This window comes from Paenibacillus sp. GCM10027628 (genome assembly GCF_042676385.1).
Lineage (GTDB): Bacteria > Bacillota > Bacilli > Paenibacillales > NBRC-103111 > Paenibacillus_E.
Genome location: NZ_JBHTHA010000003.1, coordinates 67797 through 90260, shown reverse-complemented (window position 1 = coordinate 90260; position 22464 = coordinate 67797). Strand labels below are relative to the sequence as shown.

The 22464-nt window shown below is 49.9% G+C and carries 11 protein-coding genes; all 11 read right to left on the bottom strand.

Going from position 1 to position 22464, the window contains the following annotated elements:
- Nucleotides 1-64: 64 nt before the first annotated feature.
- A complete protein-coding gene (locus ACFQZT_RS07345; protein ID WP_379298169.1) occupies nt 65-5962 on the bottom strand; it encodes an OmpL47-type beta-barrel domain-containing protein in 5898 nt (1965 codons plus the stop codon).
- Nucleotides 5963-6050: 88 nt separating this feature from the next.
- The gene (locus tag ACFQZT_RS07340; protein WP_379298167.1) at nt 6051-7685 is read right to left on the bottom strand and encodes an extracellular solute-binding protein; all 1635 of its coding nucleotides are present in this window, start codon (nt 7683-7685) and stop codon (nt 6051-6053) included.
- Between the two features lie 68 nt (nt 7686-7753).
- Nucleotides 7754-8629, bottom strand: a complete 876-nt coding sequence (locus ACFQZT_RS07335; protein ID WP_379298165.1) for a carbohydrate ABC transporter permease — start codon at nt 8627-8629, stop codon at nt 7754-7756.
- An 18-nt stretch (nt 8630-8647) separates the two neighbouring features.
- The gene (locus ACFQZT_RS07330) at nt 8648-9598 is read right to left on the bottom strand and encodes an ABC transporter permease (RefSeq protein ID WP_379298163.1); all 951 of its coding nucleotides are present in this window, start codon (nt 9596-9598) and stop codon (nt 8648-8650) included.
- 272 nt (nt 9599-9870) lie between these two features.
- On the bottom strand, nt 9871-10614 hold the full coding sequence (locus ACFQZT_RS07325) for an OmpL47-type beta-barrel domain-containing protein (protein ID WP_379298161.1): 744 nt from the start codon (nt 10612-10614) through the stop codon (nt 9871-9873).
- On the bottom strand, nt 10592-14821 hold the full coding sequence (locus ACFQZT_RS07320) for an OmpL47-type beta-barrel domain-containing protein (RefSeq protein WP_379298159.1): 4230 nt from the start codon (nt 14819-14821) through the stop codon (nt 10592-10594). Before ACFQZT_RS07320 ends, ACFQZT_RS07325 begins: the two co-directional genes overlap by 23 nt.
- Before the next feature lie 28 nt (nt 14822-14849).
- Nucleotides 14850-17084, bottom strand: coding sequence for a helix-turn-helix domain-containing protein (locus tag ACFQZT_RS07315; protein ID WP_379298157.1), 2235 nt, complete (start codon nt 17082-17084; stop codon nt 14850-14852).
- A gap of 92 nt (nt 17085-17176) precedes the next feature.
- On the bottom strand, nt 17177-18742 hold the full coding sequence (locus ACFQZT_RS07310) for a DUF3502 domain-containing protein (protein ID WP_379298155.1): 1566 nt from the start codon (nt 18740-18742) through the stop codon (nt 17177-17179).
- 65 nt (nt 18743-18807) lie between these two features.
- Nucleotides 18808-19737 carry a carbohydrate ABC transporter permease gene (locus tag ACFQZT_RS07305; RefSeq protein WP_379298153.1) on the bottom strand — a complete coding sequence of 310 codons (930 nt, stop codon included), beginning with the start codon at nt 19735-19737 and terminating at the stop codon, nt 18808-18810.
- Between the two features lie 9 nt (nt 19738-19746).
- On the bottom strand, nt 19747-20655 hold the full coding sequence (locus ACFQZT_RS07300) for an ABC transporter permease (RefSeq protein WP_379298151.1): 909 nt from the start codon (nt 20653-20655) through the stop codon (nt 19747-19749).
- Between the two features lie 313 nt (nt 20656-20968).
- Complete coding sequence (locus ACFQZT_RS07295) at nt 20969-22405, bottom strand: aminotransferase-like domain-containing protein (RefSeq protein ID WP_379298149.1); 1437 nt, start codon at nt 22403-22405, stop codon at nt 20969-20971.
- Nucleotides 22406-22464 lie beyond the last annotated feature (59 nt).

Sequence of the window (22464 nt, the reverse complement as noted above, 5' to 3'; positions counted from 1 at the left end):
TTTTACAGCGTTATGGCAGAAGCCCCGTCAGCCGGTATATGCCGTCCGAGGGGGCTTATTTCTTTTATGGTTTCTTCAAATAGGCGATATCTTCCTTTAAACTCGATGCAAATGCAGCAACAATTTTTTTGCCGGTTTGCGCTTGGATTTCTTGGAGCAAGGGGTTGAAGTCGACTTTTTTCTGATCTTCGGCGGCATCCTTTTGAATTTGTTGAACCTTCGCCAGGAGACTGTTCAATATGCCCCGGCCGTCGATCCAGCCTTTTTCATAGCAGTATGCGAGCATTTCATCCAGCTCTTCTATGGTAAATGTGATCGTTAAGATCAAATTCTCCGTCTCCCGGTTGCCCGCTGCGTCTGTCGCTTCTATGGTTAAATGATGTTCGCCCGTTGCAATGGACATCGGTTCGAATGCGTAAGGGTTCGGTATGGATAAGCCATCCAACAGGAAGGATGTTTCGACTAAGCCGCTTCCCGAATCTTCCGCTGCAAAAGCCAAAGTTCCGTACGTTACACGAGATACGGTCAGCGGTCCCGTCATACGGATAACCGGCGGCGTTGAATCGATTCTGACCTCGACCGTTTTTGGCATTTCCGCATTGCCCGCCCGATCCGTACTGTAGTAAGTAAGCGAATGAATCCCGTCTCCCGACACCGTTACGGTGGTCCCGGCCATCAGCGATCCGTTGTCCAGACGGTAATTCGTCTGAGTGACACCGCTCAATTGATCGTAAGCCGACAAGGTTACGGTTTGGGCCTCATGGTGCCAGCCAGGAGCTGCGTTGTCGACAGTTACAGGCGCAGTGCCATCCACCGTCAATGTCGCGGAAGACTGGAATCCGCCATCCCTGGTTGTCACTGTAACGGCGGTTACCCCGTCGCTTACCGCTTTTACCGTCCCGCTATAGGTGACATCAGCAACCGTTGGATTCGCGCTCGACCAAAGCAGCGTCTTATCTGTGGCCTCAACCGGTGTGACGTTAGCCGCTAACGGCGCTTCCTGTCCAGGACGGAGCAGCAGCTCTTGAGGTTCCAGGGAAACGCCCGCTGCCGGAATCGGCGGGTTATAGTCCATGAACAGAAAGGAATCATACAACGCTGTGTTCTTCGAGTCCGCCGTCCCTTTGGTCCATTGGATAAAGTCATCCCGGCCGTTCTGGAGATCCGCATCGTTGACGGCGACGTTCAATCCGATGGTTCCTCCGAGCCCTGGCTTCAAATCTTTAACATAGGAGGATGGTATTTTCACCTCGTACATCGTTCTGCCTGCCGCCTCGTCCCGAACCGCTCGGAACGGCGTCAGTCCGCTCACGTCCCCATTCGGATTCGGCAGCGTGGAGTTAAAAATATTGACGAGCAGCTTACCGTCATCCGTCAGGGCAAAGCCCCATTCCGTATCATCCGCGCCATACGGCGATTCCCGGTTATTCAACGGGTCCAGACTGATCTGGACAGAGTCATTCTTCCACAAATTGGCCGCATTCTCCGATTGTTTATGGATGTCATCCCGAACCGAAACGGCTATATACAGTCCATCGGAAGCCCACTTGGCGTACGCCGTCGCCTCCAAATTGTCCGGATCGTGGTAGCCGCTCGAATTCTGCGTCTTGCTGCGAAGATGAAACGGGAATGCATCCTGCCAATCGCTCAGGTCGCCGTCGACCGTCACATTGCGGGCCTGCTGAATAAGATTGAATTCGACCGGCATGACCGGATCGCGGAAAATCTCCTTGTTACGGGCCGTCTCTTCAACTTGTATATCTACGGCATATTCGTTGAACGGCAGAGGTTGATGATACGTCCACCGGAAATCCAGCTGAACGTGTTCCCCTTTCTGCAGCGCGCTGAACGCATCCGAGGCGACCGGCACCAATAATGCGCCGTCCGGGCCTTTAACGGTTACCTTGCCTGTCTTGGCTAAAGACGAAGTTCCTGTCAATTGAATGGACAAAATATCCAATTCTTCAATGGTCTTCTTCACTGGAAGGAGCTTCACATCGATGCCGTCTTCTACGGTTAACTGCACCTTCTTCGAATCGAATACCGAGCCGTTATGCACGATGTCAAAAGAAATATCATATCGGCCCTTTAGGGAATTCTCCGGGACGAGCACAGCGTAGGACTGCTCAAGCGAGCTTTGCGCAGGAATCGTCACATCGGTTGTCGCCGGAGAAGATTCCCATCCAGCCGGCACTTTCAAGTTGACAGTAACCTGTTGGGGAACGTCCGTGTTGTTTACCAGGGATAGGTTAATCGTACTGGCGTAACCGGCCTCTCCACTCTCTTGTGTCGGTACGACATTGGCCAAAACGCCGATAAATTTGGCTGCCTCCGAATCAACAATGGCAGCAGCTGCTGCCGCAAACTCCCGCGCCAATAAATTGTATGCGTAGCTTTCTGCGAAGCTGCCTCGTTTGAAAGCTGCTTCCGCCAGCCTACCGTATCTGTTCAAGCGCAGTACGGCTGAGGTTGAGATCGGCATGACGCTGTAGGCGCCTTTTTTGGCATTGAACGATGCGGTCGCGGCTTGCACCGCGGACGCATAATCCAGGCTGTTCGCGCCGGAGCCTTCGAGTGCAAAGGACAGGGCGACGGATACGCTCTCCGCCATGTTATATAGCGCCTCAAGCGCCACGTATCCGGAAGCATGGTCCACGGAGCCGTTCTTGATCTGCCCGGCGATCTGACCCATCAATGTGTATATCTCCTTGACGCCCTGCTCCAACCCAGTTGCCTTGCTTCCACTCCCCGCCGCCGCCTCTATCTGCGAGGCTATGCGGTTAAGCTCTGCCATATCGGCCTCGATCAGAGCCGCGTTGTCCTGCGTCTTTGCCACGCCAAGCTTGAGTGCCGCTGCCTGCCGCTTGCCTTGCAACAGCTTCATCGCGGATTGGAAAACAAATTCGGCGGATGCCCCCGTGATGTAGACAGGCGATCCGGATACAGTAAGCTGCACGCTACCGTTCACGGCCGTTACAGGAATGTCTACACCATTAATGTCCTTGATCTGCACGCCCCCTGCGGCAAATGGAAGCGTGATCGTGCTTACAGGTGGTTTGATGGCCGGATTGTCTTTTTGGTCTACTTTTTTCCATGCAGCTATAACCGGTTTTCCTTTGTTCAGAAACACATGAATGGCGACGTCCGGATCACCGGTGTCCCAGGTTCCGATGTAACGCGCTTGATCCAGCGTAGTCATCAATTGATTGACGGCGGCGTAAGCCAGCTTCGGCCTCCCGTCATTGTCGGTCATCCCCCAGAAAATATCGTAATACCGATCATCCGTACCGTCATTTTTGTAATTGTAATATTCGTATGCCTTCACCTGATCCGTTATCATATCGTTCAGGAAGGCGCGAACGATATAGTCGCGCTGAGTTTCCTCTGAAACCGAAGGGTAACCGGCTTTGGCCGTCGGCCAGCCGCCCTCCGTCAAATAATAATCTTTCCATCCACCGTAAACGTTTACAAGTTCTTTCACGCCGTCAATGACACTTTGTAAGTTGCCGTCCGGCATGGAGTTATAGACATACGGATGATAAGAATAGGCGTCGGCATAATCGAATGAGCCTGCTTCCAACTCCTTGGGAAGAACGCTGCGCACGCTGGAGGTGTGATCGCCGGCAAGCAGCATCGCGTCCGGATCGGCCTTTTTCATATTCAAATATGCTACTTTTTGTAATTGTACGAATTCGCTAGGCACATAGGGCTTGGAGAAAATCTCGGGTTCGTTCGGCATCTCCCATTGCCGGATTTGGCCTTTATATCGGCTGACCGTGCGAGCTACGAAGTCGCCCATTGCTTTCAGAGAAGAGGTCGTGTTGACGGTTCCTTCCTGATAGCCGGCGTTTTTATCAATGCCTAACACTGTAATTTGATTAAATCCATACGAAAACAGCTTATTAAGCTGCGGATCCACCCTGCTGTAATCGTACACCGTATTTCCTAATGCATCCTTCACGTTTTTGTCCACGTCTTCCCATGAAATGCCGGAGCGGTGGTGGCGCGCCCCCAACTTGCGGGCTCCGTCTATGATATCGTCGTTCCAATTGAGCGCATAGTGCGTGTTCAGGCCGAACTTACTCTCATTGTCCAAATCGGGTGCCAGGACGGGCGCTGCTTGATGGATCACGGCCAGCCGCATCTTTTTCGATTGGGCAGGCTGCGCTATGCCATCAACTGTAAAAGCAGCCGACACTTCAAAGGTGCCGATCGCGCTAAGCCTTGGCTCAAAAGGCACAATTTCGGTTTGCTTCGCATATTTTTCTAAACGGTACGACTTCGTTCCTGTTGCAACGATCGATTGGTCCCCGTCTGCCCGGCGCACGGTATAATCGATCTGAAAGTCATGCGCCTCCGCTCCTGCTTCCAAAGCCAGCTTGAAGCCCGGCGACTCCTCCTGCGTATAAATGCCGGCATAATTGCCGGAAGGCTGCAGATCCATCACATAAGGCACCGGGATCGGTTCAATGGTGAAATTGTCAATCATCAAATTGATGCCGCCAACGACATTCCATTGAAAGTACCCTTTCTTCAGTGCGAGCGGATCGGAATCGTCCCCGCTTGCGATTTCCACCCCGTCAATGAACAGCTTATGGGTGATGCCGCTTACGCGAAGCTCGTAATCATGCCACTCATCGAGCATCGATTTGACATAGTTGGCTATATAATAGTTGCCGCCGAGCGTTGTTTTCCGCATGATAAAATATTTGGAGTTATGTGTCGCCCACTCCATAGCGTTATTGTTCGCGTCGTCGACGGCACGATAACGAAACCGCCAGGTGTTCTGCACAGCTGTGCTCGTTCGTTCGTATTTCGCTTTGAATTTGACGGTAAAATTATCCGCGTTTTGGTACATCGGAATATTCAGCTTGGCGCTGCCCGAACCATTCAAATTGAACACTTTATTGCCATCCGGAAGCTGGATGACCTTGGTGTTACCTCCCACTTTCCAACCTGCCGGCGCCGCACCCGCCGTCTCTCCTTCAAAGTCATTCGCATAAGGCACGATCTCGCGGATAGGGACAGTAATCTCCCCGGTATCGGGGTAGCGCGCCACCCTGCCTGCAGCGTCTTGCGCCGTTATGTAATAACGAATCTTGTTATCCCGATTCGATCCGGCAATTGTGCCCGAATACGGGCCACTCCCGCTTCCCGCGGCCGGAATGATTTGATCAGGCGCATCGTCCCCATAGGCATAATGGATCGAAGCGCTGGCAGAGGCATTCGACACATCCGTCAGGGTGAAGGAAACCGGCAGATCCGTATTATATGGAACTTCTGCCGCCGGGGTATGTACGATCTTGAACGCAGCCTCTGGGGCAATCGGCGTTACAAGCAGCTGCTTCACGTTCACGCTAACGGCTGGACCGATACTTTTCAGCGAAAAGCCAATCCCGCCTGCGGTTAGCGCCGAGTCGCTAAACGTCGTAACAGAAACCCCATCAATGAGGAGCTTATACTCGCTCCCCTTCACCTCAATCCGGTATTGATGCCAATCCGTTAGACTGAATCCCGTGACGGCCGCTCCAATATCGACAGGTGTCCCGACCTGAACGCTTGTAGACGAGTTCGGATATTTCCATAATTCGACGGACTTCGTATTTTTAAATTCAAGAAAATAATAACTGGTCCCTGAGGCGTAACGGAATACCAGCCTGAAGCGGTCTCCCTTCGCCATAAATCCGATGTTGTAATCCGTGGAGCCATAAGGCAGCTTGGATGACTTGACTATCGCGCGCTGGGGAGAAGTCGCATCTGTTGTACCTTTAAGCAGGGCATCTATCCCACTGCCTTCGGTTGCCCATGATGTGCTTCCGAACAAATCCCAGTTGCTCAGACCTCCTGCAAAATTGTCCTCAAACAGCGGTGACGGCTCCGTCGCACCGGCATGAACCGGAAACCAGGGCAGCAAAAGCAAGGCAAGCATCAGCATGCATAAGCTTCTAAACGTTCGTTTCATAAATCAATCACCTCCAGTAATGGTGAAAAGAACCCCCGCCAATCCAGGCATCTCATAACTGGCGGGAGGTTCCGGTTTCTAACAGATTCTACTTGCCTGACTTTTTCTTAAAAGATTCCTCCAGCTCGCTCAAAATTTTGGCTCCGCCTTGCGATTTCCACTTTTCCACGAATTCGTCGAACTTCTTGATGTCGCCGCCCATAATAATTTGCGTAAAGACGGAATCGCGCATCGTGTTCAGCTCCACCAGTTTGGCGATTTTGGTCGGGGAGTCCAGATAGTTGGATGCGTCCGTAATTTGGAATTTATTATGAATAGCGACGTCCAGCGCCTGTGAATGGCGAAGCGGAAGCGACTCCAGGTAACGTGGCCAGCCTTTGAGACCAGGAGCGAACAGGTAGCTTTGAATCGCACGGAAGTTTCCGTTCTTGTCTTGCTGCGTCTTCGGATCGACCAGATCGGTAACAACCTTCATCTTGCCGTTGTCGATCTTGTAATCTTCTCCTTCAATGCCCCATACGGTTAGCATTTGGTTCTCAAGCGACAACGAGTTCTCGATGATGGACAGCACTTTCTTCGGATCCTTCGTCTTGGCGCTGATCGCGTGCATTTGACCGAATGGTGCGCCAGCTGGGGCAACCGCTTTGCCATCCGTTCCGACAAGCGAATCGGTCAAGGTCAAATATTTGAACGGTTGATTGGACTGGTCAGGGAGCTTCCCGTCTGCTGCCAGTTTTCCGGATTTCTTAAGCTCGTTGGTTTCGACCTGGGTATCGTAATCGTTCGGCGTGGACCACCAGCCCATCCAGGAGAATAATTTACCGCTATACAGCTTCGCCCGCAGCTGCTCTTCTTTAATGGTCGCGAATTCTTTGTCAATGAGTCCTTCTGCGTACATTTTTTGCAGATACAGCAGTGCTTCTCTCATTTTCGGATCAATATCATAGTTGTTGAACTTACCGTCCTTCTCCGTGAAAAAGCCGGGTGTCACGCCAAAAGCGCCAAAAATATGATCAAAGGAATTGTTGGCGTACTTCTGCTGGCCGATCTGAGCCGTATAGCCGCCCAGAGGAATCACGTCCGGCTTCTCCGCCTTGACTTTTTTTAGCAGGTTGTAATATTCATCCAGCGTTTTCGGTACCTGAGCGCCCATGCCTTCCACATAATCCTTACGCAGCACCAGGTTCCAGCGGTATCCGGCCCCCGGTCCTCCCTGATAAGGGATACCGTAAATTTTGCCGTTCACTTTCGCCTGCTCGAACACTTCCTTCGGCACTTCCTTGAGAATATTCGGCGTATCCTTTTCGTTAATCAGGTTCGTAAGGTCGACGAAAGCGCCCTGCTGCGCATATTTCTGGAAATCGTCGGCAAAATCGATTCGGACCACATCGGGAATGTCGCCGCTGGACATTTTCAGATTCAGCTTCGTTTTGTACTGCTGGACGTCCACCATCTCCGGAACGATTTTGATGTTAAGCTTTTTCTCGACGGCTTGCTTGACGGCATCTTTCGTTGGATCGTAAGGCTTGGAGATGTCCTGAGCCTTTAACCATTTAAGCTCGTAAGGCTCCTCCGATTTTGGTGCTGCCGAGACCGTACTTGCTGACGGCGAAGACGAAGCCGCAGCCGGGTCGCCGGCCTTACTGCACCCCGCGACGGTAACCGTGCCGGCCAATATGGCCGCAAGCACGCCATGCGACCAAACTTTCGCTTGATTTGACATGATGAACAGACCTCCTTGGTTTTTCTTTTATATGCGCCCCATGGGGATGAAGCCGGAAAGCAAACCTTCTAGCCTTTCACCGATCCGATCAGCATGCCCTGTTCGAAATGCTTTTGAATGAACGGGTAGATGATAAGTATGGGTAAAGCTACGATTACAATGGCGGCCATCTGGATGCCGATTGTTGGCGGCGGCGTTGAGCCTGCCGCTTCAAGCAGCTCCGGTGGGAGGCTGGAACTGGCAATAATGGTACGAAGCACGAGCTGTACGGGAGCTTTGTGCCAATCGGTCACATAGAGCATCGCATTGAAAAAGTCGTTCCAATAGACGACCAAATAAAGGAGACCGATCGTAGCAATGACCGGCTTGGATAAGGGCAGCACGATCTGCCACAGAATTCGGAACTCGGACGCGCCATCGATCGAAGCGGATTCCCGCAAACTCTCGGGGATGCCTTCAAAGAACGATTTCATAATGATCATGTTGAAAGCGCTGTAGGCCATGACCAGAATGAGCACATAGTTCGTATTCAGCAAACCCAACTGCTTGATGGTGATATAGGTGGGGATCATCCCGCCCTTGAACAGCATGGTGAAAACGAAGTAGAGCATCACGACTCGCCTGCCGGGCAACCTTTTCTCCGCAAGCGCGTAAGCCGCTGTTGTGGTAAGGAATAACGCGAGCAGGACGCCTCCTGCCGTATTGCGGATCGTATTGCCGTAAGCGGAAAAAATCAGCGAACCTTCCTTGAGCAAGTAAGCGTAGTACTCCAAACTAAGCGAGGTCGGAAACAGGATCAAACCGTTCTTCTCGCTGAAAATATGGTACGGTGTCACCGATACGGAAATAACGTACCAGAAAGGAATCACGATGATGATCGTTAAAACGGTCAGAACAACATAATTGGTCGCGACAAAAGCGCTCTCGCCTTTCGTAAGCTTCATCGGTTCTCTTCTCCTTCGTCAGAATATACCGGAATCATGGATCCGTTTGGCGACTTGATTGGCCACCAGCATCAACACAAGCCCTATAGCCCCTTTGATGACGTCAGCAGCAGCCGCAAGGCTAAGACTGAATTGCTCGATGCCTACACGGTAAATGTACGTATCCAAAATATCTCCGACTTCGAAGACCATCGGATTGTACAAGTTGATGACCTGATCCAGACCGGCGCTCATGATATATCCGACTCTCAGGATGAAGATGACGATGATCGTCCCTGTAATACCCGGCAAAGTGACGTGAAGAATTCGCTGAAATCTGGTCGCACCGTCCATGATAGCCGCCTCATATACTTCCGGGTTAAGCCCGGCAATGGCGGCGATATAGATAATGGCTGCCCAGCCCATTTCCTTCATGGCATCCGTGACGACAAGGATCGTACGGAAATAGGCAGGCTCCACAAGCAGGTAAGCGGGATTGCCGCCGAAGAACTCGATGATTTTGTTAATGACACCCGTTTCGGGCGAAAGCAGCAGCGTGATGATTCCCCCGTACACGACCCAGGACACGAACCTTGGCAAATAGACGGCCGTTTGGAGCGTTTTTTTGAACCAGACAACCCTAATTTCATTGAGTGCAAGCGCTAACAAGATCGGACAAAGAAAGCCGCTGATCATTTTGTACAGGCTGATAAGCAGCGTATTCTTGAAAGCATTCAGGAACATCTCCGATTCGAACAGCGCCCGGAAATATTTGAGCCCGACCCATTGGCTGCCGGAGAAGCCCTGAATGGCATTGTAATCCATAAACGCAATGCTGATCCCGTAAAGCGGGAGATAATCGAATACGAAAACCCAAACGATGGCGGGAAGCAGCAGTGCGTATAACAACTTATATTTCCAAATCCTCCTTATCTGTCGCATCAGCGGTGTTTCTCTAGATTCGGTGATCTTGGCGGTCACCAGTTCCATCCCGTTCTCCTCCTGTCCGTTCTCTGTCTCTGACCATGCCCGATGAAGAAAGTGCTTACACTAGCTAGCTTATCGGAAATCGAATGGCCGGAAAACCGGAGCGAAGGACAATAATACCGGGGAAAAGTCATAAAAACCCGCTAAGTTCAAAGTCGCACGCAGTATCTATCTGCTTTACCGCCGGATACCGTCATAAAGAAGTCTAATCAGGGCCAATGCCCACCCCGTGCATACCCCAAAAGGACCGGCACAACATGTACCGGTCCTGAATCTTACCTAATCATTGACTGACTATGAGGAACAGTAACGGTCGTCACCGCATCCGTTTTATTGCCTGCACGATCGATAACCGTATACGTAATGGTATAAATTCGTCCGCCGCCGTTACCGGCCCTTTCAGCCCGAAGCATAAATTGCGTATCCGCAGCGCCGATTTCTGCACCTTGAACGTCGTTTGGCAAATCGCCTTCACCTAACCCGCTGTCCGGCTCGTTGCTGGTAATGGATGTAAGGACAACAGAGCCAATTCCGGATAAGCTGTCATCGGCATAAACAGATGCACTCACCGTAATCATTTGGTGATTAGGCGGCCACAGAGCGGTTTTATCCATAACGACTCTAAGACTTGGAGCCGTCTTGTCAATTTGTACGGTCGCCGTATGCGGAGTTTCAACGTTGCCTGCTCTGTCAACGCTCCAGTAGGAAATCGAGTGCGTACCCTCTGCCGTTATCGCAATGGATGTGCCTTGCTGCTGGGCCCCACCATCAACCGTGTAGTAAGTGCCGACAATACCTGAACCGCTATCACTGGCGGTGAGCGTTACATTCACGTCCTTGTTCACCCAGCCGGCAGGAGCGTCATCCGTAGTCGCAGGTGCCGTTTTGTCGATGTTGATACCCGCTACAGCAACAAAGGCGGTATTCCCTGCTTGATCCGTGGCTTCCCCCCTCACACTTTGATCCGTACCTTCCGCAGAGACGGTAGTGTCCTGATTACAGCCCCCTATGCCTGACAAGGCATCCGTACAGGTAAAGTGACGTTACATCGGTGTTATACCAGCCGTTCTCGTTTGCACTCGTCGTCGGTGCACCTGTGATGATCGGATCCGTCGAATCCAGATGGATGCTGACAGACTTTGCGGCTTCCACGTTTCCTGAATGGTCTGTCGAGCGATAGCTGACGGTATATTCGGAATCTTTATCCAGCGTCACCGGTTCCGAATACAATGCCCATGAAACGCCCCCATCCAAACTGTACTCCGTTGTCGCAGCTCCGGACAGATTGTCTTCTGCACTTAAAGTCAGCTGTACCGGATGGACATACCAGCCGTTGGCTCCATCCGGAAGAGCCGGGTTTACCGCAACTGCGGTGACCGGGGGCGTGCCATCCATTTGGGGAGCGGGGCCAACCAGTTCTACGTCATCAAACCAAGCGGTTCCGGCTCCCTTAAGCCTCAAATCAAGCCCAATCTTGGCAGCATCAGTCGGCGCCGTTGCGGTCACTTCGATTTGGGTCCAATTACCGGTGCCCCTCACAAAATTTGAAAAGGAAGTATTGCCGGAGACCGTAGTCCCGTCGTTCTTGAAGAACGTTATTCCTGCATGGGCCCCGTCAACTAGGTTGACATTATTGGTTTTAACCCATGCTCTGAGCGTATACGCGCCTCCGGGATTAACGGCTATCCGCTTACCGCCCGTCAGGCTCCACCCGCCGTAATCGCCAGGCGCTTTATTATCGATTTTCACAGCATGGCCATAGGTTCTGGACGTGACAGTGTCCCATGTTCTGACAGGGGTTCCTCCCCAAGAACTGTCGGTCCAGTCATCAGGGGTTGTTCCTCCCTTTTCAAAGCTGCCGTTAGGAACAATCACAGACTCACCTTGTTTGGTTATCGTCCAATTGTTGAAATTGTAGGTCATTACTTCACCGCCCTGAGTCGCGGTAAACGTATCCGAGTTCTGACCCTGCTGAAGCCAAGGCGTATCAAAAAGCTTGAAAGCCGAATAATTGATGGCATTGCCATTGATTTTATGTGTGTTGTTATAAGCGTCGGCAGCTGAATCAAAGGTAATGTCCATCGAATCTCCGTTTAAGCTTTTGTAAATCAGACGCGGATTCGTATCATCGATATGAGAACTGTCTATCATCGTATTCGTCAGAATAGCGTTCTTGAAGCTGACGAAGTCCGGATACTCCGAGGCATCTGCGGTTTCTAGCACCCAGCCGTTCGTGTCAGCCTGACTGCGAAGTATATTATAGTTATAAAGCAATTGCTTCGTAGGATGCAGTTGGGTCGTTGTCTTGACTTTATTCGCCGGATCCGTAGGCGTCTGATAATACCAGGCGTAAGGCTTTATCATTTTAAAGGCAAAATACATCGGACCGGTATCGGAAAAGACCCATCCTGATTGCTCTTGCCGGGTTATGATCGAGCCTGTGTCCGGAAACATGGCGTTGAGATAATTCGAGCTTGGGCTGTTTACTAATTTATACACAGCTACGGCCGCTTTCCCGTCCTGCATAATCCGATGGTTTGCGGGTTGATCGTAATTTCCAATAGGGCTGTCGCCCTGATCGGCATTGACCCTAAACAGCGGGTTCGGCTTAGCCGAATGCCAGCGTAAGGCAACAGGAATATCTTCAATCCAGTTATCGACCCGATTGTAGGTTACCTCAGTTGCAAGGCCCCAATTCGGTTGTACATAAGCCTGACGGTAGGTTTTCAAGTTGCGTCCGCTCGAATTCTGCATATTGGTCTTGCGTGAGGTGTAGCTTTTATTCGCAGACTGTCCGATTCGGACAGCCATTTCCGGCGGCGTATAGTTCATGCCACGATACAGAACCATACCCAAATATTCTAAATAGGGCCGGTAAGTGGAAGGAACCATGGCGTCCGATTCGCCTATCCCTTCCTGCGCGCGATGGGAGCCGAAATACATCCAGGATAAAGCCGTATGGTCTGCCCCTCTCCATGTCGGGTCGCTCGCTGAAACGGAGTCGCCTTTTGCCCGATTAGAAGTGGAAATGAAGTTTCCGTCAATCCAGTCATTCGCCCACTCAAACCACATCACATCCATGGCCATTTTTACTTTCTGCTTAAAATCCGGTTCATTGGAATACTGGTATAAGGCATTCAGACAGAAGTAAGTCATAAACGTGTATTCCGGGCTTTCATATTCAGCCCACCCATAATGAACCCCCGCATTAATCATAGCCTCGATATTAGCTCTATTCATGCTTTTCAGCGTATCCCCGGAATTGCCATTCAAATCTTTAAGATCGGGAAAATACTGGCCCACTAAATATCCTGCCGTATAATTGCTCATCCTGAGGTTTTCAGTTTGCGGCAGCTTGGCATAAGCATATTGCGAGAAATACCATTTGACATGGTCCATCATGGAACTTCTGAATTGGTCGCCGACCATCAGATAGGCATACATTTTGGAAACCGTTTTATACTGCTCGGGATCATAAATTTGAAACATTTTGTCAATTTTTTGAAGATTCACATCTACATTTTGTTTATCGAGAATTTGGGCCACGTACTGGACGATATTTAATTGCAAGCCCATTTCCGACATGGTTTTGGTTTTGTCCCATAGCCACTGTCTTCTGCTCTCGATCGTTCCCGGATAGGGTGAATTTGTGCTTTCCGACGGAGGGACTTGGCCGATGCTCACATGATCGAATATCGCCGTGGCCAGCTTTCCAGTGTTGTGGCTCGTCACTGCCAGTCCGAAGTACACCGTCTCCGGCAGATTCATCGCCTCTTTCTTAACCAGCGTCCAGTTCGTGCCGTCACTCGAATCGTAGGCGCTGATCACATTGCCCACCCGCACCAGCTTTACCCAATATGGCGACACCGCTTTCGTCCCCGACGTCAGTGTTGAGGCCGCTCCCGTTTGTAGACGATCTAGATAAACCGCCCCGTTGGCAGGCGTAACCGCCATCATCGCATAAGGCGACTGCTCCGACATGCTCCCCCGGATCATAACCCCAGGCTTTGTCCAAGTGACCGTATTCTCCACACCGTAGACGCGGGCCACCACTTGGCCATCTCCCTTCCAAGGCTGGTATACATACTGGAACGCATCCTCCGTCCCCCAAATATCAGTACCGGAACCCTGTACCCTGAACGTGCCGGTATCCGGGTTGTAGCTTGCACTGCCGACAGGATTTACTTTGCCGATATCCCGGTTTCCCAAAGGTGCAGGCAACCCGCCGGCCGATGGATCCGTCGTCGCCGAGACTTCATTACTGGCATCCGATACGTTTCCCGCACCATCCCTCGCTTTCACGGAATAACGATACGTCGTATTCGGCGACAATCCAATGGCGGCATACGTCGTTGTGACACCGCTTACATTATCAAATAAAATGCCATCCCGGTAAATGTCGTATCGGGTAACGCCCACATTGTCCGTCGAAGCCGTCCATGACAGGTTCACACTCGTATCCGACTTCCCCGTAAACGTTAAATTTGATGGCGCCGTAGGCGCTTGGCCGTCCTGAGTCTGCCCGGTTTTCACTTCATAAAGCGCCAGATCGTCGATGATGTAAGCTTCATCCGTACCGCCGGTATCAACGCGAACAGAGAATGCAAGCTTCACACTCGTGATGGTGCGCTGCCCGCCATTGGGGTACACCTTAAATCGGTAACTCGGTAAATCGCTGTCGTTAACCGGCAGCAGCACATCCGGCTGGCTGTTCAGATAAGCCGCGGTACCCGCAATACTCGGCACATCCGCCGGGAAGCGAGGTACCAGATTATTGTCGTAAGGCGCGAATTGGAGCTGGGCGTAAATATCTTTGGCTACAGGCTTATCGCTTGCAGCGCTGCGCTTGAGCTTGTATTCGAGGATAAACTCCACCGGAGGGCTTCCCGCCGGCATATTATAGACTTCATTGATGCGATTCTTGAGTCGGCCGCTGTTCAACTGATAATAAAAATAGCTGGCCAAATTCGAACCGAGCGAAGCATCGCGAAGCTCGAGCGCGTTGTTGCCGTTAACCTTTACAATCTTTTGCGATCCTCCGGTCGTGCTCTTGTCTAACGTAAACGGGCTTGTTCCCCCGTCAAAGTGCGTATCCATATCCGCCGCCAGCAAGTTATCCAGCGTGTATGGCTCGCTTGCCGATGCGATAAAGACAGGCAGATTGCATAAGGCAAGCATCCATGCCAGTAAGAAACAGACCATTCTCTTGCTTTTTCCCATTATCATTAATACACCTCCATAGGTTCTACAACGATCATTCGCCATTTTGCTCGCGGTATTGGTTTGGCGTTAACCCTGTGTATTTTTTAAAGGAAGTAAAGAATGTCGTTTTCGATTGAAACCCGGAACGTTCAGCAATATCGAGCACCGGCCAATCGGTAGAGACGAGCAGCTGTTTCGCTTGCTCCAATCGCTCTTGATGAATGAAATCGGATAAGGTAATCAGATACGTTTCTTTAAAAACCAACCGGACATAACTGACGGAAAGCACCAAATAATCCGCTATACTTTCCAGAGTCAGCATAGGGTCGTGAAGATGCTGCTTTACATAATCGAAAATTTCCGATGCCAATTCTTCCTTCCGGTTGGAAGTCGAATGTTTGAGCGCAACGCTGTCGATAATTTTGACAAACTGGCCGTAAATCCACTCCTTCACATCCATTAGCGTATCGAATTTCTGAAGGAGCAAATCTACGCCGCCTGTCTCTTGATCCGCCATCACTTTGTTGAACGCCTTGAACATATAGAACAGCAGCAGCTTCAATTGGAACTGGCACTCCGCGTAGGTCAGGTTTTGCAGCTTGGCGAACAGCCCATCCAATTGCTCGCGCGCCTTCTCCTTCTGCGACTTGCGCACGGATTGGATCAGTTCTTGCACCAGCTTTTCATCAAAATCCGGCTGCTGTTCCGGCCAATAATCGCCCAAGTCATCCGCCACGTACACTTTATCCTGCTCATTGAAAAACCGGAGCAGCGTCAGGTCATAAGTACGATCGTACACGCTGCGCATTTGGCTCTGCACGGGCGTCTTCCCGCTGAGCGATACGGTGACGTGGAACTGCAGCCAATTGCTGATTTCCGCCCTTGCTTCATACAAGGCCTGTAGTGGCGTTGCGTCATCCGTGCCGCTACCAATGATGACGGCCAAATGGTCGCTTCCCAGGTCGACCGTCTCGGACACGAAGCCATGCTTCGTTAGAACCTCTTCCACGATATTGCCCATGGCATAAATCAGCAGTTTTCTGGAGGCATACGAATAACGATCCGAGAACGTCTGGAAGCGATTAATTCGCATGACCGCCAAATAAATATCGGAGCCGAGCAGCGCTTGCAAACGAGGGCTTGCTTTTTCCAGAAAAGCCTTATTGTACGCGCCCTGCAGCAGCCATTGCCGCAAAAATTCATGCTTGATCACTTCCTGATGGTTACGAATCACACTGTTCATTTCTTCCATCGTTTTGACCATATGATCAAGGCCCGACTTGATGATCGCGAACTCTGTGTTCGGCTTCGTCTCGGCCGCAGGCAAGGCGGAAGCAACGGTTTGTTTCATATGGCTGGCGAGCTGGCTAAACGGCTTGAAATGGCGGCGCGAGTTCCAAAACGTCAGCGCGGAAAGCAAGACGAGCAGAAACAAGCACATTCCCATGATTTCGAGCTCGATGCGATCGATATTTTTGCTGATGTCTTTCAATTTAACCGTAGAGTAGAGCTTCCAATCCTCCACTTTAAACGCATGAGCATGAATCAGGTACACATTATTGTTCAGATTGATTTGATGATTTTTCATACCCGGCTGGAGCAATTGCTTGGCATCGAACGTATCGGAACCCCCAAGAATGGCATGCTGCTCCCCGTCCATAATCATAATTCTCGCGGTCGCATCGTTCAGATTTTGCAGCAAATATTTTTCCAAAAGGCTTTTATCAAGCAAAATCACGACATACCCTTGGCTGGGAATTTTCGAACGGTTCGCAGGAGCCGTTAACGCCAAGTAAGATTGGCCATTCAGCGTATGATCGAAAAACCTCAACATTGCAGGAGGATGGTTCCGGATGCGGTCCAGCATATCCTGATCCTCAAAATCCGCAAACGTATGAATCCCATCCTTGGAATTAATCACCTGCTGCGTCTTCATATTCACCAAATAGGTCGAAGAGATGAATGACTGCAAGCTCATAAATTTAGAAACTGCTTTAAATGCCGCTGCCGCAGGCAAAGGTTCATTCGTACCCGACATCAGCCAATTCGTAATTTCAGGATCCTGGTACATATTTAAAGCGTAAGAGCGAAGATGATCCAATTGATACTCAAAGCCTTGAGTCAGGCTGTCGGTCTTCGTTTCCATCAATTGATTGATATCCGCATAAGCCTGATTGGAATATTGCTGCCTTAATAAATAGGAGAACAACAGGATAATAATCGTAAATAAAATTCCCATATTCAAAAAATTTCGAAGGTATGTTTGTTCTGGCAGTAATCTCCGCATCTGAATTCCCCTTCATCGTCTCTTGTCCCTATTTATTAAAGCACAAATATCGGCAGATGTGAGGTTCGATTATTGATTATGAGGTTTGGTTTTTACTTTTTGGCCAGAAAAGCATCAATTTGCTTTTGCTCTTCGAGCTGAATTTTTTTGGCTAAAGGTGCCGCTTCCGCTTTAAATTTGGCCCAATACGACTCGGGATCGACAACGCCGTTGAACAAGGCGGAATAATATTTGGCTTCAATCGCAGTGTACTGGGAAATCTCATTACTGACCGAAGCATTGTTGAAGGTAAACCCGGAAAGCTTGTCGACTGCAAAATTGCTGGCATCCGCCGTCCACTTGTTCAGCTTCTTGGTCTCTTCGTCCTGACTGGCATCCTGGCGGTCTGTCGTCGGATTCCAAACCCAGACATAAGGGAACCATTTATAGCCGTCGCCTTTAAACGTATACTGGTCATCCCCAATCGCTTCCCAGTTCTTATCCTTAATGCCATACACTAATAAATCATAGTTTTCCTTCTGGTTCGCCCAATCCAGGAATTGAATGGCCCGCTCCTTATGCTTGCTGACAACAGGAACCGAGATAAAATTGTATTGCTGCGAGTTCGTCAGGGTTGAGCCTTTGTTCAGATTCATGAACGTGACCGCTTCAAATTCCGCTTTAGGATTTCCGCCTTTCAGTGCCTTCTGGATATCGTCTTTCACGCCAAAATCATTGCTGACAACTATGGCGGCTTTCCCTTGCTTGGCCGGCTCCATAACATCCTTGATGGCCAGCACATCCGGGGTGATGATTTTATCTTGATACAGGTTGCGGGCATTTTGAATCCATGACCAAACCATCGGCTCCATCTGATCAAATAGATTGTATACTTTGCCATCGTTATTTTTCGTATACAAAGTGAGCGATTCGGAGAGCGCCGGGCTCGGTTTCAAATTCTCCTTATTATCCGCCCAATAATGGCGATAAGCGCCTTCCGACAACCCTTTGTTCACATCTTGGCCTGCCGGAACAAGCGGTGTGATGTTCGGCACCTTATCCTTTACCGCATAGGCAAATTTGATTAATTCATCATACGTTTTGATTGGAGCAATGCCGAGCTGTTCGCGAAGATCTTTCCTCACGTAATAAACACGTCCCTGAACAAATGAATTGCCGTTAGGGATTCCCATGATTTTTCCGTCGAATTTGTTCGCATCCCACATCTGCTGCGGACGGTTTTTGAGAATGTTCGGCCCGTACTTCTTGAGCAGATCGTCCAAAGGCTCATAGCTGCCAGCCGCAATTTGCTGGGTAAGGTGCAGCCAAGGCGCATCGAAGATCAGATCGATGTCTTCGCCGGAAGACAAGGTGACCTGCGTTTTCTGAGCAAGATCCGCCCAAGGAACGAAAACGACGTCCAATTTCACGTTTAAGGAATCGGCCATTCTTTTTTCCGCTTCTTGGATGACAGCGTCAAAATCTTTGGGGCGATCGCCGGGCACCATGATTTTCAGCGTGACAGGATCAAGCTTTTTCTGTCCTACGGCGGCATCCATTGATGCGCTAGGCGCGTTTGTAGCTGAAGGCTCCGCACCCTTATTGCTGGAGCATGCGGCGAGCACACTTGCCAGCATTATCAGGCTTAGCGCTGCACCTGTCCATTTTTTCGTACTCATTGTTACGACCTCCTATGTGTGTATATGATACCGAGAGTCTCGGGTGAATCCGCCGTGCCGTGTTGTCAGCCTTTTACAGCTCCAATGGTAATGCCTTTCACGAAATACTTTTGCAGAAAAGGATACAGAAACACGATCGGACCGATCGTCAGACAAACCGTCGCCAGCTGAATAGCGCTTGTGGGCGCGGATACTTGGTAACTGGCCCCGCCGCCGACGTAAGCGGAAACATTGAGATTCGAAATCAATTGGCGGATCATTAATTGCAACGGATGCAGCTTGTAGTTGTCAATGAAAAGCAGGGATAGATACCAGTCATTCCAATACTGGATGGCATAAAAGAGCGAGACCGTAGCAATCACCGGCGTGGAAATCGGCAAAATGATCTTATAGAAAAGCCGGATGTCCCCCGCCCCGTCAATCGTGGCCGCCTCGTTAATCTCATAAGGCAGAGATTTATAGAAAGCAACGAGAATGAAGGCATAGAACGGGTTCAGTAAATATGGCAAGATCAGCGCCCAAAGCGAATCCTTCAAGTGGAGCCAATTCGTCACCATGATGTAAAACCCGACCAATCCCCCGCCAAGCACCATCGCCAGATACGTTAAAAAGGAAAGCACATGGCGGTACTTTACTTTCGGATGCGCCAGCACATAGGCAAACATAGAGGTCATGATGACAGCAAGCACCGTTCCCACACTGGTGACAATTAGCGAATTTTTGTAACTTGTGAGAAATTGTCCTCCATGCAGCAAATACTTGTAGGCAGCCAGGCTCCACTCACTTGGAAGCATCTGGTAACCAAGCTGGAGAAAACTGGACTCGGAAGCGAAGGAATCCGCTAAGACGATCCAGAAGGGAATGACGCAAATGAGACTGAAACTGATAATGAACAAGTAAATGAGGCATAGGAACGCTTTCTCACGCCAGGACGTATCCGTTTGGATGCGTGTTCGAGCCTTATTTTTAGGTGATGTCATTGCTGCTGCTTCCATATACTCCTCCTAAAAAAGACTGGAATCGGGATCAATTTTTTTGGCGATTCGGTTGAAGATAAGAATAGTGATGAGGCCCATCAGCGATTGATAGAATACAACGGCCGAGGACATGCCGAAGTTGCCCAACTGGCGCAGCGCCCGGAACGAATACGTATCGATCACATCCGTCGTCGGATACAGAATCGAGTTATCCCCGATAATGCCGTATATCATACCGAAATCTCCGAAGAAAATACGTCCGACACCGAGCAGCATCAGCACAACGATCACCGATCGAATCGAAGGCACCGTAATATGAATGATTTGCTGAAACCGGGTTGCCCCATCGATCTTCGCCGATTCGTAATACTCGGATGAAATGCCCACGATAGCTGCTAAAAAGATAATCGAATAGTAGCCGGAAAACTTCCAGATGTAAACCAGCGTCAAAAGAAATGGCCACAGTTGCACACTTTGATACCAGTTAACCGAATCCATCCCGATATTCTTCAACCAGTTGTTCACCAAGCCGTCCGTGCTCATAAAAGCAAGCATCATTAAGCTTACAACGAGCCAAGAGATAAAATAAGGAAGAAAAATAAGCGATTGACTCATTTTCTTGATGACCGTGGACCTGATTTCATTAATTAAAATAGCCAAGACGATGGCAGTCCCGATGCCGAAAACAAGAAACAACAAGTTCAGAAACACCGTATTGAGCGTAACCCGCACCCAATCGTGCCCTCCGAAAAAAAACTTGAAATTGTCTAGCCCTACCCATCGGCTTCCCCAAATGCCTTTTACGGGTTGAAAGTGTTGAAACGCAATCAAGTGACCCAGCATGGGGATATAGGAGAAGATAGCTAAAAAGATGATCCCCGGAACGGCTAGTACATAAAGCTGACGATTCCTGGTAATCTCCCTGACGAAACCCATACGCATGATACTCCTTCCTGTCTGTAGTCGCTGCTGCTGCTCACACCTTCACAATAATGAGTTTTCCAGGCGCTGCATAGTTCGAAAACTGCTTATTCCGGCACAAAAGTCAGTATTCAAACTATGCGCAGAAACGGAACTACAAAGAAAATAAATGACTGTTCAATACTAAAAAACAAAAACCAGTCAAAACACTAAAATAAAGTGTTAGACTGGTTTTCGTTTATTTATTTACTATCGTTTTTCGTTATTGTCCACTGTAAGGTGCTTTATAAGCGTATATGGTTCCTCTTTTTATGCAAGGTGAAAATTGTTATTGTCTCTTAGATGAACCGCTGTCCCCGTCTGCCAATTCAATAAGCCTCCGGATGCCTTCTCGCAATAGCTGCTCATTCAGATAGGAATAGCTGAGGCGTATCCATGATTTGTACTCCTTGAGCGGATCGCAAATCGCTCCGGGCACAAAGGTGATTGATTGCTTGATGCATGTACTGAGTAAACGTTCAACCTCCACCGTTTCCGGAAGCTTCACCCATAAGTTGAATCCGCCTGCTGGGGAGTTCCACTGCCAGTCGGTAGCGGACAATTCCTGTTCTACGATATCCTTGCGGACCGCAAGCGCAATGCGAAGCTTCTCCATATGCTGCTGCAGCCGCTCGGAGAAAAAATAATGCAGAAAAATTTTCTGATTCACCAAAGGCGTCCCGCTGTCCGACAACAATTTGGCTTTTATCAGGTAGTTCATGATGGAAGGGCGGCACGCAACGATGGCGATGCCGAGGCCGGGAGCGATATATTTGCTGAAGCTGCGAAGATAAATGACCCATCCTGCCGTATCGTAAGCAAAAAGAGGCAGTGGCGGCTCTTCGCCAAAATAAATGTCGCGGTAAGGATCGTCCTCTAATAGCAGACATTGATACCGCTCGGCAAGCTCAACGAGCCTTTTCCTTTGTTCGGCGGGCACGATATAGCCTGTTGGACTTTGAATGGTGGGATTTAGATAAAACAGCCGCGGCTTGTAGGCTTGCATCAGCTTCTCCACCTGCTCCAGATCGTAGCCGTACGGGTGGATCTCGACCGGAACGATAGCTGCGCCTTGTCTTCTGAAAATATCAATCGCCGTGCTGTAGGTAGGACGCTCCAACATAACGGCATCTCTCGGCTTGACCAGTGCTCTGGCAACCAAATCCATGGCCTCCTGCGATCCGCAAGTGATCAACAATTCGTCTGCAGACAAGTGAAACCGGTGGCAATCGGTGAAGTAACGGCACAAAGCATCCCGCAGCTCCTGGTCTCCTTGCGCGGTAAAGTAGGTGCCGAGCATTTTGGGATACAAATCGAACACTTGCTTCACATATTCCGAAAAATAAAGATTAGGGAGCAGGTTCGGGTCGAGCAGCGATTTTGACAGTACATATTCGGCTTGCACCTGATGGATTTCAGAAAGATGGCTTTCATGCACGTAAGCGGAAATGATCGGATCATGTAGCGAATCCGCAGGAAGACTGCCGTTCGGTCTCACATAATAGCCGGATTTGTCCTTCGCTTCAACGATCCGATTTTCCTTCAGTAGCTGATAGGCTTTATAGACCGTCAGTCGATGCACATTGAATTCCATCGCCAGCGAGCGGATGGAGGGAAGCTTCTCATGCGGCTTCCATTCTCCTCGACGGATCCGATCCAGAATATAGTCATAGATTTGTTCAAACAGTTTTCCTGCATATCCGCTTGAAAGAACTGTTTTTTTCATATGTTTTGCCCCCAGGCCCATTAACCCGCAAATACACACTCGCGCATGTGTCTCTATTA